14 protein-coding genes are annotated in these 18407 nt (G+C 31.0%); 7 read left to right on the top strand and 7 right to left on the bottom strand.

The genetic code is table 11. From position 1 onward, the window contains the following. Positions 1-135 precede the first annotated feature (135 nt). Positions 136-1104 (bottom strand): tryptophan--tRNA ligase, encoded by a 969-nt coding sequence (trpS, locus tag MHM83_RS01725; RefSeq protein ID WP_159611041.1) that lies wholly within the window; start codon positions 1102-1104, stop codon positions 136-138. 177 nt (positions 1105-1281) lie between these two features. Between trpS and MHM83_RS01720 the strand changes: the two genes are divergently transcribed. The 3 genes from MHM83_RS01720 to MHM83_RS01710 all read left to right on the top strand — a co-directional run bounded on the left by MHM83_RS01720 (position 1282) and on the right by MHM83_RS01710 (position 5979). Further along, positions 1282-2064, top strand: a complete 783-nt coding sequence (locus MHM83_RS01720; protein ID WP_370641868.1) for a lysophospholipid acyltransferase family protein — start codon at positions 1282-1284, stop codon at positions 2062-2064. Then, positions 2045-2686, top strand: a complete 642-nt coding sequence (gene trhA / locus MHM83_RS01715) for a PAQR family membrane homeostasis protein TrhA (RefSeq protein WP_159509159.1) — start codon at positions 2045-2047, stop codon at positions 2684-2686. The genes MHM83_RS01720 and trhA overlap by 20 nt, the downstream gene beginning before the upstream one ends. 146 nt (positions 2687-2832) lie before the next feature. Beyond that, positions 2833-5979, top strand: coding sequence for a M43 family zinc metalloprotease (locus MHM83_RS01710; protein ID WP_239178220.1), 3147 nt, complete (start codon positions 2833-2835; stop codon positions 5977-5979). Between the two features lie 49 nt (positions 5980-6028). Here the strand turns inward: MHM83_RS01710 and MHM83_RS01705 are convergent, their stop codons facing one another. Then, the gene (locus tag MHM83_RS01705) at positions 6029-6499 is read right to left on the bottom strand and encodes a CYTH domain-containing protein (RefSeq protein WP_047787912.1); all 471 of its coding nucleotides are present in this window, start codon (positions 6497-6499) and stop codon (positions 6029-6031) included. A gap of 92 nt (positions 6500-6591) precedes the next feature. Between MHM83_RS01705 and recO the strand changes: the two genes are divergently transcribed. The 3 genes from recO to MHM83_RS01690 are packed head-to-tail and all read left to right on the top strand — an operon-like array spanning position 6592 to position 10075. Beyond that, positions 6592-7314 (top strand): DNA repair protein RecO, encoded by a 723-nt coding sequence (recO, locus tag MHM83_RS01700; RefSeq protein ID WP_239178219.1) that lies wholly within the window; start codon positions 6592-6594, stop codon positions 7312-7314. Between the two features lies 1 nt (position 7315). Further along, the gene (locus tag MHM83_RS01695; RefSeq protein ID WP_239178218.1) at positions 7316-9781 is read left to right on the top strand and encodes a TonB-dependent receptor; all 2466 of its coding nucleotides are present in this window, start codon (positions 7316-7318) and stop codon (positions 9779-9781) included. A gap of 12 nt (positions 9782-9793) precedes the next feature. Beyond that, positions 9794-10075 (top strand): DUF3817 domain-containing protein, encoded by a 282-nt coding sequence (locus MHM83_RS01690; RefSeq protein WP_047787909.1) that lies wholly within the window; start codon positions 9794-9796, stop codon positions 10073-10075. A gap of 27 nt (positions 10076-10102) precedes the next feature. Here MHM83_RS01690 and MHM83_RS01685 read toward each other — a convergent pair whose 3' ends face one another. The 3 genes from MHM83_RS01685 to MHM83_RS01675 all read right to left on the bottom strand — a co-directional run bounded on the left by MHM83_RS01685 (position 10103) and on the right by MHM83_RS01675 (position 15549). Continuing rightward, a complete protein-coding gene (locus MHM83_RS01685; protein ID WP_239178217.1) occupies positions 10103-10318 on the bottom strand; it encodes a MoaD/ThiS family protein in 216 nt (71 codons plus the stop codon). Between the two features lie 36 nt (positions 10319-10354). Continuing rightward, positions 10355-12820, bottom strand: coding sequence for a DUF5686 and carboxypeptidase regulatory-like domain-containing protein (locus MHM83_RS01680; RefSeq protein WP_239178216.1), 2466 nt, complete (start codon positions 12818-12820; stop codon positions 10355-10357). A 131-nt stretch (positions 12821-12951) separates the two neighbouring features. After that, complete coding sequence (locus MHM83_RS01675) at positions 12952-15549, bottom strand: AsmA-like C-terminal region-containing protein (protein WP_239178215.1); 2598 nt, start codon at positions 15547-15549, stop codon at positions 12952-12954. 119 nt (positions 15550-15668) lie between these two features. On the opposite strand from MHM83_RS01675, the gene queG reads away from it, so the two are divergent. Continuing rightward, positions 15669-16592, top strand: a complete 924-nt coding sequence (gene queG / locus MHM83_RS01670; protein WP_239178214.1) for a tRNA epoxyqueuosine(34) reductase QueG — start codon at positions 15669-15671, stop codon at positions 16590-16592. 41 nt (positions 16593-16633) lie between these two features. Here queG and MHM83_RS01665 read toward each other — a convergent pair whose 3' ends face one another. After that, positions 16634-17272: a PAS domain-containing protein gene (locus tag MHM83_RS01665; RefSeq protein ID WP_047788346.1), complete on the bottom strand. Its 639-nt coding sequence runs from the start codon at positions 17270-17272 to the stop codon at positions 16634-16636. A 299-nt stretch (positions 17273-17571) separates the two neighbouring features. Further along, complete coding sequence (locus MHM83_RS01660; RefSeq protein ID WP_047787904.1) at positions 17572-18189, bottom strand: PAS domain-containing protein; 618 nt, start codon at positions 18187-18189, stop codon at positions 17572-17574. Positions 18190-18407: the final 218 nt, after the last annotated feature.

Raw genomic sequence — 18407 nt, 5'->3', positions numbered from 1 at the left:
TGTTAGTTTGAGGTTAATAGTAGTGTAAAACTATCAAAAAACACAACTAACAAAGGTTACCTATTCCCCGTTTTTCATAGGGGATATACTCCTAATTTTTTAAGGATAAAATGACTTATTTACTAGATGATATAATTAGTATCCTATTTTTCCTCTAACTCTTTGTAGCACATCTTTGGCAATTAAACGAGCTTTTTCTGCTCCTACAGCTAAAGCTTCATCAATTTCATGACGGTTTTCCATATAGTGGCTATATTTAGTACGTACATCAGCAAATTTTTCTACAATTAATTCATAAAGAGCTTGTTTTGCATGTCCGTATCCATAACCTCCATTTTCATAATTAGCACGCATTTCGCTAATTTGCTTCTCTGAAGCTAACAATCTATATATAGCAAAAACATTGTCACTATCTGGATCTTTTGGATCTTCTAACGCTTTACTATCCGTTTGAATAGACATAATTTGCTTACGTAACTTTTTGTCTGGTAAGAAAATATTGATAAAGTTATTTCGAGATTTACTCATTTTTTCACCATCAGCACCAGGTACTAGTTTTGTGTTTTCATTTATCTTGGCTTGAGGTGGAACCAAAGTTTCACCAACAATATTATTGAATCTATTAGCTACATCACGTGTCATTTCTAAATGCTGTAACTGATCCTTTCCTACAGGAACAACTTCAGCATCGTACAGCAAAATATCTGCAGCCATTAACATAGGGTAGGTAAATAAACCAGCATTAACGTCTGCTAAACGATCAGCTTTGTCTTTAAAACCATGTGCTAAGGTTAAACGTTGGTATGGAAAAAAACAGCTTAAATACCAAGTTAATTCAGTAACCTCAGGAATGTCACTTTGACGATAAAATACGGTTTTATTAATATCAATACCACAAGCAAGCCAAGTAGCTGCAACACTATAAGTGTTTTCGCGTAATTCATTCCCATCTTTAATTTGGGTTAAAGAGTGCATATCTGCAATAAATATAAATGATTCGTTTTTAGAATCATTAGCCATTTCAATTGCAGGTAAAATTGCTCCTAATAAATTTCCTAAATGTGGGGTTCCTGTACTTTGTACTCCTGTTAAAATTCTTGACATAAGTCTGTTTTGAAATATTATTAATAAGTGCTTGCTTAAGTCAACAAAAATAAGCTTAAAATTTATCAAACAAAAGAAATTACTACTTTCGCATTTTAAACGAGTTTAGGTTTTTAAATTCCTCAAAAAAAGAAAAAGAAAAATAAAGTTAGTTGGTTAATTATAAATTTTAAAAATTTGAAATACATATATTTTCCTATTCGTTTTATTTGGCGTGTTTGGTTTTACACGTTAATAGTAGTTTCCATACTAATAATGTTACCTTTCTTACTAGTCTTAACTTCAGATGAGAAGTATTACCCTGCTTTTTGGAAAATGGTTAGAGTTTGGGCTTTCTTTTTAATTTATGGAATGGGATTTCGATTAAATATAGAAAGAGAACAGGAAATAAACTGTAATGAGAGTTACATGTTTTGTAGTAATCATGCATCATTTATTGATCCGTGGGTGTTAATAGCAATGAGTAAAAATCCAATAGTTTTTGTAGGGAAGAAAGAATTAGCAAAATTTCCAATTTTTGGTTTTTTTTATAAAAAAGTCGTTATTGTAGTTGATAGGAGTGATTTAGAAAGTAGAAAAAAAGTATATGAAGAAGCCCATAAGAGATTAAAAAATGGAACAAGTATTGCTATTTTTCCTGAAGGTTTAGTGCCAACAGAAGATGTAGTTTTAGCGCCTTTTAAAAATGGAGCATTCAGTTTGGCTATTGAGCATCAAATACCTATTGTGCCCCAAGTTTATTATGACGGGAAGCGTTTATTTTCATGGGATTTCTTTAAAGGGTCACCAGGTGTACTAAGAGTAAAACAATGTAAATTCATAGAGACAAAAAATTTAATTGCTCAAGATAAGAACAAGTTAAGGGAGCAGACTTATAATATAATATACAATGAATTAATTAATGATGAGTTGTATATGAAAGACACAAATCGTTCCATTCATGAAAGAAAGTTTAAATAACCATTACAGCCAAAAAGAGGAAAGATTAAATATACTTACTCATGGTTTTGGGCTATTGTTAAGTATTATAGCCTTACCTTTTCTGGTACATAAATCATTCAATTACGATGGCTTATGGCAGATGGTCAGTTTTTTAATTTATGGATTTAGTTTAATAATTCTATATGCAGCATCTACCTTTTATCATGCAGCTAAAAAACCTAAGCTAAGACGAAAACTAAATATTTTTGATCATGCAGCTATTTATGTGTTAATAGCAGGAACTTATACTCCCTTTTGTCTGGTTACTTTGTCAGGAGAATTAGGTTGGTATATGTTTATCTTTGTTTGGGTGTTTGCATTTATAGGTGTTATATTAAAATTCTTTTTTACAGGGAAGTTTGATAGGCTTTCTACAGCATTGTATTTATTAATGGGTTGGCAAGTAGTTTTTTTGATAAAACCATTAATGGAAAGGTTGCATGAAGATGGGGTAATGTATCTTTTTCTTGGAGGTGTTTTTTATACCGTTGGAGCTATCTTCTATTCTATAAAAAAATTGAGCTATAATCACGCAACATTTCATGTTTTTGTTTTGCTTGGAAGTTTATCTCATTTCATATGCGTTTTGTTTTTTGTTTAGTTTTAATGTTAAAAAAATAAATAAAAAATCATTTTAAAGTTAAATTTATATTAATTGGTAATTTATTATTTATATTGGTTACTATTGTATTAATTTAATTTGTTTTGTAGTTGTAGGTTTGTTAAGTAATTTAAAATCAATCAATTATGAAACAAAAAAATATTTTGTTCCCCTTCTTCTTTTTGTTGTTTTTCTGTGTTGAGGTTATGTTGGCTCAAGACTGTAAAGTTACAATTGAAAATCAAAAGGTATTTTCAAAATACCCTGAATCAAAGAAAGAGTTTGAGAGGTTCAATCACTACACAAAAAAAGTAGTTAGTAAAAAGCAAATTTCGCAATCAAATAGAGCGGGAGAAACGTACATCATTCCAGTAGTAGTACATGTTTATGGTGCTACTCAGCATGGATTAACTGTAACTTACGATAAGATAAAAGTAGCATTAGATAAGTTAAATGAAGATTTTAATGGACTAAATGATGACTTTAATACAGTAGACCCTGTTTTTTCTGGTAGAAGAGGTACACTTAGTATACGGTTTGCATTAGCTAAGATAGATCCTAATGGAGGGAGTACTAATGGTGTTGTATTCCACCCAGAAAAGGCTGGTTATGGGAATGGAGGTGGTTATGATGCTCAAATAGCTGCAGATGCATGGGATAATTATAAGTACATGAATGTATATATTATGGGAGACTTATATGCAGATGGAAGTTCGACAAACTCAGGAGTTGCATGGTATCCTAACACAGCAATGTCTAATAATAATACAGCAAGAGTAGTTTATAATGGACGTTATATTCATGGAAATACCAATAAAGAGTTTGCATCAGTATTAACCCATGAGTTTGGTCACTGGTTAAATCTTATTCATACATTTGAAGGGGGTTGTAATGATCCCAATGGAGATTATGTAGATGATACTCCAAAAGAAGACACTAACTCAGGAGATGATGGTTGTAATGTTGGTGCGAGTGATTGTGGTAATTTAATTAACTATGAAAACTATATGGGCTATGATTCCGCATCAGGTTGTGCAAAAATGTTTACACAAGGGCAAATAAATAGAATGTTAGTAGCATTAGATCATCCAGCTCGTAAACCCTTATGGCAACCATCTAACTTAGTAGCTACAGGAGTTAATTTGTCAGGAGGTTCACTTGTGGTAGATAATAATAAAGTTGAAGAAGCACTAACAAATAACGGTACAATTGTTAATGAAGCAAAGCACATTACATTAGAGGGAGGAACATTTGCTGTTGGATCTGGAAACCTGTCTCTTGGTACTCATTTTGACTTAAATCTTCCACAAGGAATATCAGCACAAATTTCGGTAGTTAATAACAGAAAGTTAAGTGTAAATTTTACAGGTAAAGCTCTGAACCATGTAAAAGCAAATAATTCAACCGGAATTATAACATTTAAAGATGCTGCAATTTCGGGAGGTACAACAGCCTTAAACTCAAATAAAGTAGCTTTTGAGTTTAGTTTTTATGACCCTTACAAAATAGTATATGTAGATAACCAGGATTATACCGCGAACTCAGGTAGTACTTGGACGTTTTTTAGGATAGAAGGAGCAGAAAATGATAATGCTTTCGGAACTTTTTTTGAAAACAACGCACTAAAATTGGAAACGTATCAAAAAGCGTTGGTATGTCAACCAGGAACAAGAAACCCAATACCATTAACACTCAATACTGAAATTAACCAGCAAAGTTCATGGGTGTCAGGAGGGGCTTACCCCGATTTGCATGTGATTAGAGATGTAAATTATACAGCTTGGGATGGTAAAACGGCATATATAGGGTTTCAATTTCAACTATATCCAGGAAAGTTAAATTATGGATGGTTTAGAGTACAAGTGAATAATAATGGTTCTTCCTATTCACTTCTAGATTATGCGTATAGTACAGAACCCTATGGAGAAATTAAAGCAGGAAGTAAAGTTTATGGAGGTCAACCAACGTGTAATGATGGTGTTCAAAATGGAGATGAAACTGGTGTTGATTGTGGTGGTACTTGTGAGCCATGTAACGTAGCTATTACTTACTGTGATTCTAATGGTAAAAATGCTAACGATGAATTTATTAGTAGAGTACAATTACATACAATAGATAATAGTTCTTCTAGTTCAAGCAATGGGTATGCTGATTATACAGCTTCTATATCTACTAATTTATTAAGGGGAGATAGTTATTCAGTAACAATAACTCCGAGTTGGAGAACAACAAAATATTCTGAAGGTTATAGTGTTTGGATTGATTATAATAAAAATGGAGATTTTACAGATCCAGGTGAACTGGTTTGGAGTAAATCAGCGTCTAAAGATAATATAGTTTCTGGACAATTTACTGTGCCTAACTCGGCAGTATTAGGAGATACTAGAATGAGGGTCTCAATGAAGTATAATGGTATAGCAACATCTTGTGAGTCTTTTAGTTATGGAGAGGTTGAGGATTATAAAATAATAATATCTGAGAATTCTTTGCCAACATGTAATGATGGTGTTCAAAACGGTGATGAAACTGGTGTTGATTGTGGAGGTTCATGTTTGCCTTGTGATACCACAGATAATATTGTATATGTTGATATAGATGACCTTACAGTCAGATCAAATGATACTTGGAAATTTTTTAGAATCGAATCAGGTGATGATACAGATTATGGTGCTTGGTATACAGGTAATACTTTACGATTAGTAACTTACGGTAAAGAATTGGTATGTAATGGAGTGAGTAATGAAGTGTCGTATTTAGAAGAAGGAGTAGTAATTGGAAGTTCAAGTAATTTCGTAACAGATTCACATAGTTTTTTAGTTAGTTCTTCTGATTATACTCTATGGAATGGAAAAACAGGATTTATAGGTTTTTCTTTTAAAATAAATGGAAATACACATTATGGATGGTTTCATGTTTCAGTAGCAAGTAATGGGCAATCTTACACACTAACAGATTATGCCTATAATAAAGCGGCAAACTTGCCAATTACAACCGTAAATAGAATTGGAGCTGTTGGAGCTCGTTATAATGAGTTAAGTAAAAATGTTACGCTTTATGCTGCACCAAACCCTTTTGAATCACAAACAAAAATTAACCTTTCAGGTTTTTCTAAAAAAGAGGATATACAATTACATGTATACGATTTATTGGGGAGACATATTTATACTGAAAAGGTTAATTCCTCCTCAACATATGTAGTGATTGATGAAAGCATCTTAAAAAAAGAGGGGATGTATTTGTTGAAAATACAATCAGGAGAAGAAATAAAAACACTTAGTATTTTAAAAAAATAAAAAGATTATTAAAATAAAAAATGGTAAAACCATCTATTTTTAGATGGTTTTACCATTTTTTATACGGTAATTTACTTAGGTTAGAATTATAGTATTTAGCATCTCCAGTAACTTCCTTACCTAACCACTCAGGTTTTGTAAAACTTTCATTTTCATTTTCTAACTCAACTTCAGCAATAAGCAATCCATCATTATCCCCTAAAAATTCATCTACTTCAAAAATATGATTGTTAATTTTTACTAAATATCTATATTTCTCAATACTACCTTTTTCACATAAATCAAAAAGACTCTCAGCTTCTTTCTTATCAATTTCTTTTTCCCATTCAAATCGAGTAGTTCCATTAGCACTTGATGCCCCTTTGATAGTTAAAAAACCAGTATTATCTTTTAAGCGAACTCGTACTACTCTTTTTTTATCTGAATTTAAAAAACCTTGTTTTATGTAGTTTTTTTGAAAAGCTTCTTGTTTAAAGTCTGTAGATTTTACCAAGAATTTTCGCTCTATCTCTGTTGCCATACTAAAGGAATCAATTTTATACGAATGTACTATTTTTGTTGGTATTATTGGTATATCTTTGATTAATGATTTTAATAGTTAAACTTGGTTAAATGGCAGTAGTTACTACAAAAGCCATTGTTTTGAGTTCTCTTAAATATGGAGATACTAGTTTGATAGTAAAATGTTTTACTTTACAAGAAGGAGTAAAATCGTACATGATAAAAGGAGTGCTAAAATCAAAAAAAGGAAAGTTAAAACCTGCGCACTTTCAACCATTAACACAGCTAAACCTTACGGCAAACCATAGTAATAAAAGCTCATTGCATTCTATTAAAGAAGTGCAAGTGATTCATCCTTATGAAACTATTTATACTTCTGTTGTTAAGCAAACAATTGTATTATTTTTATCTGAAGTGTTATCATATATTCTACAAGAAGAGGAAGAAAATAATCCTTTATACAGTTATATTGAAACTTCTATAATTTGGTTAGATACACATAATGAGGTTGCAAACTTTCATTTACTATTTTTATTAAATTTATCTAGGTATTTAGGTTTTTATCCAGATACAACCAATATTGATAAAACAGCATTTAATTTGTTAGAAGGAGGTTTTACCGATACGGAATATGAAAATCTAACTCTATCGGGAAAAAAATTACTTCTTTTTAAAGGTATATTAGGCATAAATTTTGATGCAATAAATTCAATTTCTTATTCAAAAAAAGAAAGACAAATTATTCTCCGAATTATAGTTCAATATTATGAATTACATTTGGAAGGATTTAGAAAACCTAAATCATTAGATGTTTTAGAAACCGTGTTTAATTAATATGAAAAACATAATTACTGTATTTTTTTTACTTTTAACTGTTACAATCTTTTCTCAAACTATTACTGTAATTGATGCTGAAACAGGAAAACCTGTAGAAGCTGTGGCAGTTTTTAATAAAAACAAAACAACATCTGCAATAAGTAATGAATTAGGTAAAATTGATGTTTCTAATTTTAAAAAAAATGAATTGCTTACGTTTGCTCATGTATCTTATGCAGGGTACCAAGAAAAAATATCTGTAATAAAAAAGAATAATTACCACGTATATTTATCAAAAAACTCAGAACAGTTAGATGAGGTAGTTGTTTCTGTTTTTAAGAACAGAGAAAAAACCAACCGTATAGCAGAGCAAATAGCAATGGTGTCTTCAAAAGAAATAGAAAAACTATCTCCACAGACTTCAGCAGATTTATTAGCGAGTGTACCTGGAATTAAAGTTCAAAAATCACAATTTGGAGGAGGGAGTCCTGTTTTACGTGGAATGGAAAGTAATCGAGTTCTTTTGGTGGTTGACGGTGTTCGTATGAATAATGCAATTTATAGAAAAGGACACTTACAAAACTCAATTACAGTAGCTCCAAACTTATTAGATAGAACAGAGGTTGTTTTTGGTCCGTCATCAGTAATTTATGGTTCAGATGCATTAGGTGGTGTAATTCACTACTATACTAAAACCCCGAAGTTATCAGAAAAAGGAAGTGAAATTAAAGGAAATACATTTTTAAGATATAGTTCAGCAAACAATGAAATAACTAATGTAGCTTCTGCTGAATTAAGATTTAAAAAATGGGCGTCTTTTACAAGTGTAGCTCATAGTAATTTTGGAGATTTAAAGATGGGAGAAAACCGTTCTCATGGTTTTGAAAATTGGGGTAAATTGCCTTTTTACTCTAACAATACTAATACTTTTTATAACGAGACACCGGTTGTTAATTCTAATCAAAACTTACAAAGAAATACAGGCTATAGTCAAACAGATGTATTACAAAAGTTTTATGTTCCTTTTTCAAAAAACACAGACTTTAAACTAAACTTACAGTATTCAACCTCTTCAAACATTCCTCGTTTTGATAAGTTAACAGAGTTAAAAAATGGAAATTTAAAGTTTGCTGAATGGTATTATGGTCCACAAGAACGTTTGTTAGTATCTCCACAGTTAATTATAAATCCTAAGAAAAAATGGATGGATAATGGAACTATTACTTTAGCATACCAAAATATAAAAGAAAGTCGCATACAAAGAAAGTTTGGAAGCTTAGATAGGTCTTACAGAGAAGAAAAAGTTGATGTTTTTAGTTTAAATGGAGACTTTACAATACCCTTAGCTAAAAGAAGGAATTTAGGGTATGGAGTAGAAGTTACTTACAATGATGTAGCATCAAACTCTTACGGAAAAACATTACGTGTTAATGGTAATAAAATTGTTGGTTTTGATAATGACTTTACTGTACAATCTCGATATCCTGATGGAGGAAGCAGTTACTTAAGTTCAGCTTTTTATGTAGATTATCGTCAAGATATCAATGATAAATCAACATTAAATACAGGAATTAGAGGCACTAATACAATATTGAAAGCAAAATGGTTAGATGAAACGTTTATAGATATTCCTCAAAATGATATAAGGCTAGATAATCAATCGCTAACAGCAACGATAGGGTATGTATATAAGCCAAATAAAACTTGGCAATTAAACACGGTGTTATCCTCTGGATTTAGATCACCAAATATTGATGATGTAGGAAAAATAAGAGAGAAGAACGGTAAGGTAACTATACCGAATACAAGTTTAAAACCAGAACATGCATACAATGCTGAAATTGGAGCTCAAAAATATTTTAACAATAGAAAATTTAGGGTTGGGGCAAATGTGTATTACACTTTGTTGAATAATTACATTTATAGAGAAAATTTTGAACTAAATGGAAGTTCAACTATTGAGTATGACGAAGAAGACGGAGCTATTGTAGCTAATGTTAATAAAGGAACAGCTTATGTTACGGGTGCTACAGTTAGTTATCAAGGAAAGTTACATAGAAATTGGAATACTTCAGGATTTGTTACTTATACGTATGGAAAAACTTATGATACCAACGAGCCAATGTCGTCTATTCCTCCATTATTTGGTCGTTTTGATGTAAGTTATGTAAGCAAGAAGTTAGAAGGTGGAGCCAACTTAGTTTTTAATGCAAAAAAAGATATTTCAGATTATAATATAACTGAGGGTATTGATAACCATGAACAAACACCAATTGTAAATGCAGATGCGACTGAGGATATTGATAAATACTACGGAAGCCCTAGTTGGATGACTGTTGGGTTGTATGGGAAATATCAGTTCACAAAAAACATTGCTTTGCAAGCGCAATTGTCTAATTTGTTTGATGAACATTATAAAGAATTTGCTTCAGGGGTTTCAGCTGCAGGACGTAATATTTCAGTATCTTTGCTAACCAATTTTTAAGTGAAAATCCAAATGATTAATTTTTTCAGATTAGTAAGTTTATTAGAAGGGATATCTTATATTTTATTACTTTTTATTGCTGTGCCAATTAAATATTTACAAGGAAATCCAGAGTATGTTAAAATGCTTGGTATGCCTCATGGATTACTATTTGTTGGCTATATTGTATTAGCTATTATGTTAAAGTACGAGCTAAATTGGAATGGTAAAACTTTCGGAATCGTTTGTTTACTGTCTATTCTACCTTTCGGAACATTTTTCGTTGGAAAATACTTAAAAAAGGTTAAGGCTTAATAGTTTCTTTTATTAGGAAGAAAATAATTATCCTCCACTTACTGGAGGAATAATAGCGATTACATCATTCTCTTTTATTAGTATGTTGTCAGTAGCGTAACTTTCGTTAATAGCTACCGCATACGAACTCATTTTTTGTAGTTCAGGGAATTCTGCCATAAGAAATTTTTTAAAACTAGCAACCGTAATTTTGTTAGGTAGTTCAATTTCTAATGAAGAATTATCAACTAAATCTGTTGACATACCGAAAAATAGTAGAGTTATTTTCATATAACAAATCTACAATTTTATCCCGAAAACAACTCTATTTTCAGATTTTCCATTAAAGTAAGAGCGAGCAAAATCTACACGTAAAAAGCGCCATTTTCCAATACCAACATTATCTAAACCAATAGCAAACTCAGAATAAGGTTTGTTACCCGCTGTAAATAATCCTTTTGCACCAGTAACTAAATGAAAGTTAAGTTTATTTAACAAAGGAACTTTGCTTAATAATGCTCCTTTAAAGTTATATTCACCATGAAGTTCAGCATATTTATCATTAGAGCTTAACTTATAATACGGAAGCATATAAAAGTTGTTCAAATAGTTGTCTTTTGGAGCTATTAACAAGCGATTTCCGTTAAAATGAGCATAATCTATAAACGGAATATCTTTTTTCTCTAAAAACACACCTCCTTTTGCTTTGTAAGCAAACTCACCCCAATTACTTAAATTTATTTGTTGATACAATTGAGAAAAAACCACATCAGAGTTCCATTCAGAGTTTCCTGACCCAAAGTTTTTTTGATAACCAATATATAGCGATGGATACTTACGACTTGGGATATTATATTTTCCACCAGGATATGATAAGTACTTTTGACCAAAACTAATATTTGCTCCTAAAGAAAAAGTCCACATTTGATGCGGTGTAAAACCTGTTGAGAAATCAGTAGGATCTTGCGGATTATTAGAAGTGTAGTCTACATCGTCTTGCGGAAACATTACATAATCGGTTGTATTAAATAGTGGCTTTCTGTCTGCAAATTCTAAAGAAGAGAACATGCGTATTCCGTTAGTTACTTCTTGTGAAAAGATTCCTTTAGCAAATGTTTTTTCATAAATTTTTAAATAGTTTCGTTCAAAACCAATAGAACTTATTGTGTTCCAAAATTTAGAAATGGGTTGTTTAGAGTTGAATTGTGGTGTGGCAACTCCTCCAGAAATTGTTAAAATAGGTCGTGTAGTGTTATTCCAACGATAGTTGAAGTTGGCTGTAGGACGCACTTTTTTCTCTGAAAAACCATAATTAACATTAGCCCCAATACTAAAACGTTTTCCTTTTTTGTTAAGTGATTTTCGATAGTTAACACCTAAAGAAGAATTCCACCCTTGCACCGTATTAAAGTTAAGGCTTTCAATGGGGGAAGAAGTGCTTAACGACCACTTGTTGTAAGAATCTCGGTAAGTGTACCCAGAAAGAATATCTAACGGTTTAAACTTATTATTTTTAGTGTCTATAGAGTCTAAATATTTCTTCGATTTTCGAATAGTTTTTATGCTGTCTTTTAATTTGTAATCTGATATTTCTTCAGAAGTTAAAGTCACGGGACGAATTTCATTCCAATATACCGAATCTTTTTCTGTAGCATTTTCAGCAAACGAAAGTACTTCGTTACCAAAAGTATCTTCGGTAAAGTTAGGGTTGAAATTATAGTTAGAATAAGCAGCAGAAAAACGTCCATTAAAATGAAATCCAAATAAACCAGCTTTAAAATCTATAGTTTGAGTAACAGGTACCCAAGCTTTGTTTTTAGTAGAGAAATTATAGTTTTGTTTAATGTGTAGTGAATCTACAATTGGTAGGCTTATTTGTGCACCAGTGACAATAACATCGGCACCATAAATAGCCCAATCATCTTCAACTATATAGATGAAGCCACTAAAAACACGATCGTTTTTACGTTTTGGTAAAAGTTGAATTTTGTTAATGAGTTTTCCGTTTTTATCATAAAAAACACCAGTGAGTTTATAGTTGTAGTATCCAAAAGCACCATTAGCAATAGGAGAAATAACTTTAACATCAGCTAAATCAAAAGAATTTTCATAGAAGTTAAAATTTACTTCTTCTGCTTGATTAAAACTAATTCCGTTGTCTTGTCCACTAACTTTTGAAGCTATAATATGTTCTTTAAAGTTTTTAGGTCTTTTTTGAAATGAGATTTTAGATACGGTTTCAGACAGGTAAACGATGCCTGTTCTAGTAGAATCCAATCCACCACCCATGTCACCAATATCTTGTCCTAAAAACTTCTTCGGTAAATCTTTTACTTTAAATAAACCACGAGAATAAAAATCGGCAGTATACTCAGCAAATTTATCAGTATTTTTTGCTTTACTAGCAATAGCATTTCTAATAATTTTGTTAGCAGGGTTTTCTTTAGAAGATACTAAGACTTCATCTAAGGAAACTTCTTCTTCAGCTAAAACAATATTTAAGATAAAAGGAAAAGAGTTAATTTCAACTGTTTTTTTAACAGTTTTATAACCTAACATTTGAAATACTAGAGTGTGCTGTCCTGTTGAGTTAAAAGCTAATTCATAGTTGCCGTTTGTGTTGGTTGTAGCACCTGTAATAGTATTTTCTAAATATACACTTACAAAAGAGATAGGTTGGTTTTTAATATCGGTAACCTTTCCTGTAATTTGAGAAAAAACAATTGAAGAGAATGCTAAAAATAAAAATGTAGTTATGGTTTTCATAGTCAGTTAGTTGTTGGTGACAAACATAAAAGAAGAACTTTGTAAATTGTATTTAAGAAGTGTTAAATAACTTACAAAGTTCTCTTAATATATAATGTAAGACTATGAAAAAGAAATAATGTTACAAAAGATTACTTAACAGTATCTTTTTGTTTTTTCTTCTTCTTTCCGAACAAACCACCTAAAACATCTGTTACTTTTTTAACGGTTTCTTCTTTTTTGTTGGTTGTACTAGTGCTATCTTTCTTTTTGTTTCCGAATAAACCACCTATAGCGTTGTTTACTAACTTGTCTTTTTGCTGCTGAACCAACTTCTGACTTAACTTAGTAACCGATGAAGATAAATCTGTTTTTACAGAAGGACTTGTCATGTTACCTGTAATATTAGCAGTAATAGGAACTGTTATGTTTTGTTGTTCTTTCGCGCTTAATTTTGCAAGTAATCCTTGTGCTTCATTACCTAAATATTTAGCAGGAACATTAAGTGTAACGTTGTAGTTCATTGTTTTATCAAATCCATGGTTACCTCCTACAGTAATACCAATATCTTTATACTTTAAATCAAATGGTTTTACAATTACATTACCTTCTTTAAAAGATAAATATGTCTTAATATCAGATAAATCTAGTTTTTTTAAATCAATAAAAGACAATTTATTGTTTAATAAACTAAGTGCTTTTGTTTTTTCAGGATTAATGCTAGTTGTCAATAGTTCAGCTAAAGCATTACCAGAAATTGAGGTAAGGTTTGGAGTAAAATCGTCATTCAAACTTCCCATTAAATCAATGTCAGAATTTAATTTACCATTCATAGCTCCGGCAATAGGGCTTAATGATTGTAATAAGTCTAAGCTAGTAAATGATTGAGCAATGTCAAAAGATTTGATGCCTAACTTCATATCGAATGTAGGTTTCTTTTGCTTTGTGTTAACTTCTCCGTTTAAAGCAATTTGACCATTAAAAATACCGGCATTCATGTTTTGTAAAATGGCTTTTTCGTCTTTTAAAAGCAATGTTCCTCTTACATTTTTCAAAGTCAAATTATCGTAATATACAGTTTGAGCGTTTGCAGAAACGGCACAGTCTAAAAATGCAGGAATTTTTAAAGACTCTTTAGGTGTGTCTTTTTTAGATGTTTCCTCTTTTTTTTCAATAGCTTCAGGGCTTTCTTGCATAAAATCGCTAACATAAAAATTGTTTGAGTTTAGCTTGAAGTTTCCTTGTAGTTTTTTGTCAGAAAGTAAAAAGCCTAACAGGTTTTTAATTGTTCCTGTAGCATTTAAATCACTTTTTCCTGAGGTAGCATCAAACTTACTTAAGGTAATGGTACCAGGTGTAAAATTAACCACTGTATTTTTAATATGAAGTGGATTTACAACATCTTTTGAAGAAAAAATAAAGTCGCTCACCTCCATTTTTCCATTATTTTTAATACGACTTAAAGTGTTGTTTTCAATCGCTTTCATGTCGAACTCCGTATGCAAATCAGCCTTTAAAATTCCGCTCAAATCATTTTCTAAATCAATAGGATATGCTTTATTAATATTAGCAAGGTTTAAAACACCTTTTAAACTAGCATTTATCTTTGGATTGGTAGTTAGATTATAAATATTTCCTTTTCCAGAAAAAGTATCCTGATCAATCTTAAAAGAAAGACCATTAATAGTAACAAACGTATTTTCGGTTTTACCAGTAGTGTTTTTTATTTGCGCATCAATATTAATGTTTTGAACACTTTTAGGCAAATCAGGATATTTAAATGAAGCATTATTTGACTTCATAGATATATCTAACTTCGGAATATGTTTATCGTCAATAATTCCGTTTACCTTTCCATTTACACTAAAGTTACCCGTAGTGCTTACGCCAGCAATACTTTTGGTATAGGCTTCTGGAATTAAACCTAAAAAGTTTTTAAAGTCAGAAGACGGAGTTTTGAAGTTGATATCAACCTCTTGGTTTTTATCGTTAACTTGAACAAAACCGTCAAAAACCAATGGAAGACTATTTAGTTTAGCTTCATTTTTTAAGAAAGAAAACTTCATATTAGTTAAATCCATTCCTAAAATAGCATCTAATTCTATTTTTTGGTTCTTGGCATATGAATTACCGTCCATTCCAAAAGATACTAAAGTAGATGTTTGGGTATCTAGTTCTGTGTTTGATTGAGAAAAGTCACCACTTCCACTATGATTTAACTCGGTTAGTTCAAGGTTTAGTTTACCTTGCTCGTCATTGTATTTTATCGTAGCATTATTAATAGCATATGAATTAATAGACAGTCCAAAAGTAGATGGTTCTTCATCTTTTGTCTCTTCTGTCTCAGAAGGTTTTGCAATATCGTAGTTAGCATTTCCTTTTTTATCAACCAATACGTTTACTAGAGCATCATCAATAGTAAATGATTTAATGTTTAGCTGCTCAGATGAAGCTTTAAAAAGTTCTGTAAGTTTTAATGCTAAGTTTACTTCTTTAGCATATACTAAAGTATCACCTTCAAAAGGAGTGTTGTTAATAACTGTTAGGTTAGATAATTGAACTGATGCATTTGGGAAATTTCTAAGTAGGCTTAAGCTAGAATCGCTAAAATCAACTTTGGCGTTTACGTTGTTGTTAATAGTAGTTTTTACCAAGTTCATCACTTTATCTTGAAATAGTAGGGGAATACTAACCAAAAGGATGAAGAAAAAAACTATAATACCTAATACTATTTTATATATCTTTTTCATTATGAATAAAGTTTGTCATGTAATACTAACGAACAAATTTCAACATTTATTTGTAAATAGAAAGTGAATAAAATTATAATTTTTCTTTTGGTAATTTTGTGGCGATAAAACCATGTATTTTGAATAAGAAACAGCAATACTCAAATTTTATAAAAGCACAAGCAAAACGCTTGGGTTTTTTAGGTTGTGGTATTGCAAAAGCTGATTTTTTAGAAGAAGAAGCACCTCGTTTAGAGCAATGGTTGCAAAATGGATATCACGGTGAAATGCATTATATGGAAAATCACTTTGATAAACGTTTAGATCCACGACTGCTGGTAGATGGTGCAAAATCAGTAATTTCCTTGTCGTACAACTATTTTCCTTCGGAAGTTCAGCAAGAAGGGAGTTATAAGATTTCTAAATATGCTTACGGACAAGACTATCATCACATTATCAAAGATAAATTACGAGAATTATTACAGTTGATTAATGATGAAATAGGAGAAGTTTCTGGTCGTTGTTTTGTTGATTCTGCTCCTGTGTTAGAACGAGCTTGGGCAAAAAAATCAGGGTTGGGTTGGAACGGGAAACACTCGTTGTTAATTCAAAAACAACAAGGGTCGTTTTTCTTTTTAGCGGAATTAATTATTGATTTAGAACTCGAATACGACGACCCTTTTAAAACAGATCATTGTGGTAGTTGTACTCGTTGTGTTGATGCATGCCCAACTCAAGCTATTTTGCCTAATAATACAGTTGATGGAAGTAAATGTATTTCATATTTAACAATTGAGCTAAAGGATGCAATTCCGTCAGGATTTAAAGGAGAAATGCAAGATTGGATGTTTGGTTGCGATGTGTGCCAAGATGTATGCCCATGGAATCGTTTTTCACAACCGCACGAAGAAAGTCTATTTACGCCTCAAGAAAACTTACTGCAAATGACAAAACGTGATTGGCAAGAGTTAACACAAGAAACCTTTAGTAAAGTGTTTAAAAAATCGGCAGTAAAGCGTACTAAGTTTTCAGGGTTATTAAGAAATATTGACTTTATAAAATAATAAAACCGCTTAGAAAAGCGGTTTTATTTATGTTTTAAAGATTATTTAGGATTCGTCTCTCCAAAGAAAAACCAATTAAGTCCTTTTTTTAGCATTCCACTTTCTTTTACAGGAGTTTGTTTTTCTGTTTCTTTTGCGTTGACAGTTTCTCCTTCAAATAATTTTACAACAAAATCTTCATAAGATGCGTTAACCTCTTCTTGTAAGAAAGAATTAAAATATAATTCACTTGCTTTTTCACCTTTAACTTTTTCAATTTCTAATAGCGTTTTGTATAAAGGTTCAATTTTTTTTATAACGTTTTCAGGTAAAGATTTTCTCCTTCCAGTATATCCAGTGATTTTTCCGTTATCATCTTTTTCTACATCAAAATCAGTAATAACCCAGTAGTACCTACCTGTTCTTGTTAAGTTTTTAACAATAGCATGGAAATTATTTCCTTGCTTTAGGTTATCCCATAAAATTTTAAAGACTACCTTAGGCATGTCAGGATGCCTAATAACGTTATGAGGTTCTCCAATGAGTTCTACTTTATTATACTCCGAAGCCTCTTCAAAGGTGTCATTCATATATAAAATAGTCCCTGCGGGATCTGTTTTACTAATAATTGTTTTTGATTTGTCCCATTTTATTTCCTCATCTATAACTTTAGAAGGTCTAAGAGAATTGTTTGTGTGCATTTTTTTTGTTTTAATAGTTATTCGGGGTGGTTTACTCAAAAAATAATCAACAAATATAAGGTTTTTGAAGTAGGAGTTTGCTTTGAAAGGATTTTTAGTTACGGTAAGAGAATGTAATTTTTATTTGGTCTAAAATATTAGTTATATAATAATAGAATTATGTTAGTTTTTTATTTTTTGATAATAGAATTGTATTATTAACTAACAATAAGGAGTAAATGTGAAAAAAAAAGGATTGAAACAATTGTTTCAATCCTTTTAAAAAACATTTTAAGAGGGATTATTTAGGGGTAGTAAATTTATGTTGGGTTTGTTTCTCCAAAGAAAAACCAATTTAATCCTTTCTTTAAAGGGTTTGTTTCATTCTTAATTTTTTCAGCTTCTTCTTTAGAAAGCTCTTCGTTAAACAAATCAACTACGAATTCATTATATGTTTTACCAACTTCTTCTTTTAAGTAGGCATCAAAATACATTTCACTAGCTTTTTCACCTTTAAGTTTTTCAATGTCTAAAAGTGTTTTATATATAGGTTCAATTTTTTTTACAACTCCATCAGGAACGGCTTTCCTTCTAGCGGTATACCCTACAATTTTACCCTCTTCATCTTTATCAATGGTAAAGTCAGTAATAACCCAGTAATATCTGCCGGTTCTTGTTAGGTTTTTAACAATTGCATGAAAGTTTTCACCTTTCTTAAGAGCGTCCCATAAAACTTTAAAAGCTACCTTGGGCATATCTGGGTGACGGATAATATTATGAGGTTCGCCAACTAACTCAATCGTACTGTATTCACAGGTGTTAGAAAAAACATCGTTAGCATATAAAATAGTTCCGTAAACATCAGTTTTGCTTACAATGGTTTTTGTTTTATCCCATTGTACTTCTTCGTTAATAATGTGTCTTTGTGTAGTTTCCATTTCTATTGGTTTAAGGTTAGGGCAAATTTGAGAAGAAAAAGAAAGACTAAATATGACTTTTATCAGGTTGTTAATTATTTTTTAATAATTTTATTCATGATGTTTATAATTCTCAAAAGTTAGGGTTAATAGCCAAAGGAGTTTAATGAGATAATATAACTTTTATAGGTAAGCAAGTTACTTTTACTTAACAAACAAAATGTATATTTGTAAGTTCA

Origin of the sequence: Tenacibaculum sp. Mcav3-52, assembly GCF_022347665.1 — a bacterium.
Lineage (GTDB): Bacteria > Bacteroidota > Bacteroidia > Flavobacteriales > Flavobacteriaceae > Polaribacter > Polaribacter mesophilus.
Note: the sequence above shows the minus strand (reverse complement) of the source record. Positions and strands in the feature narration are given on the sequence as shown.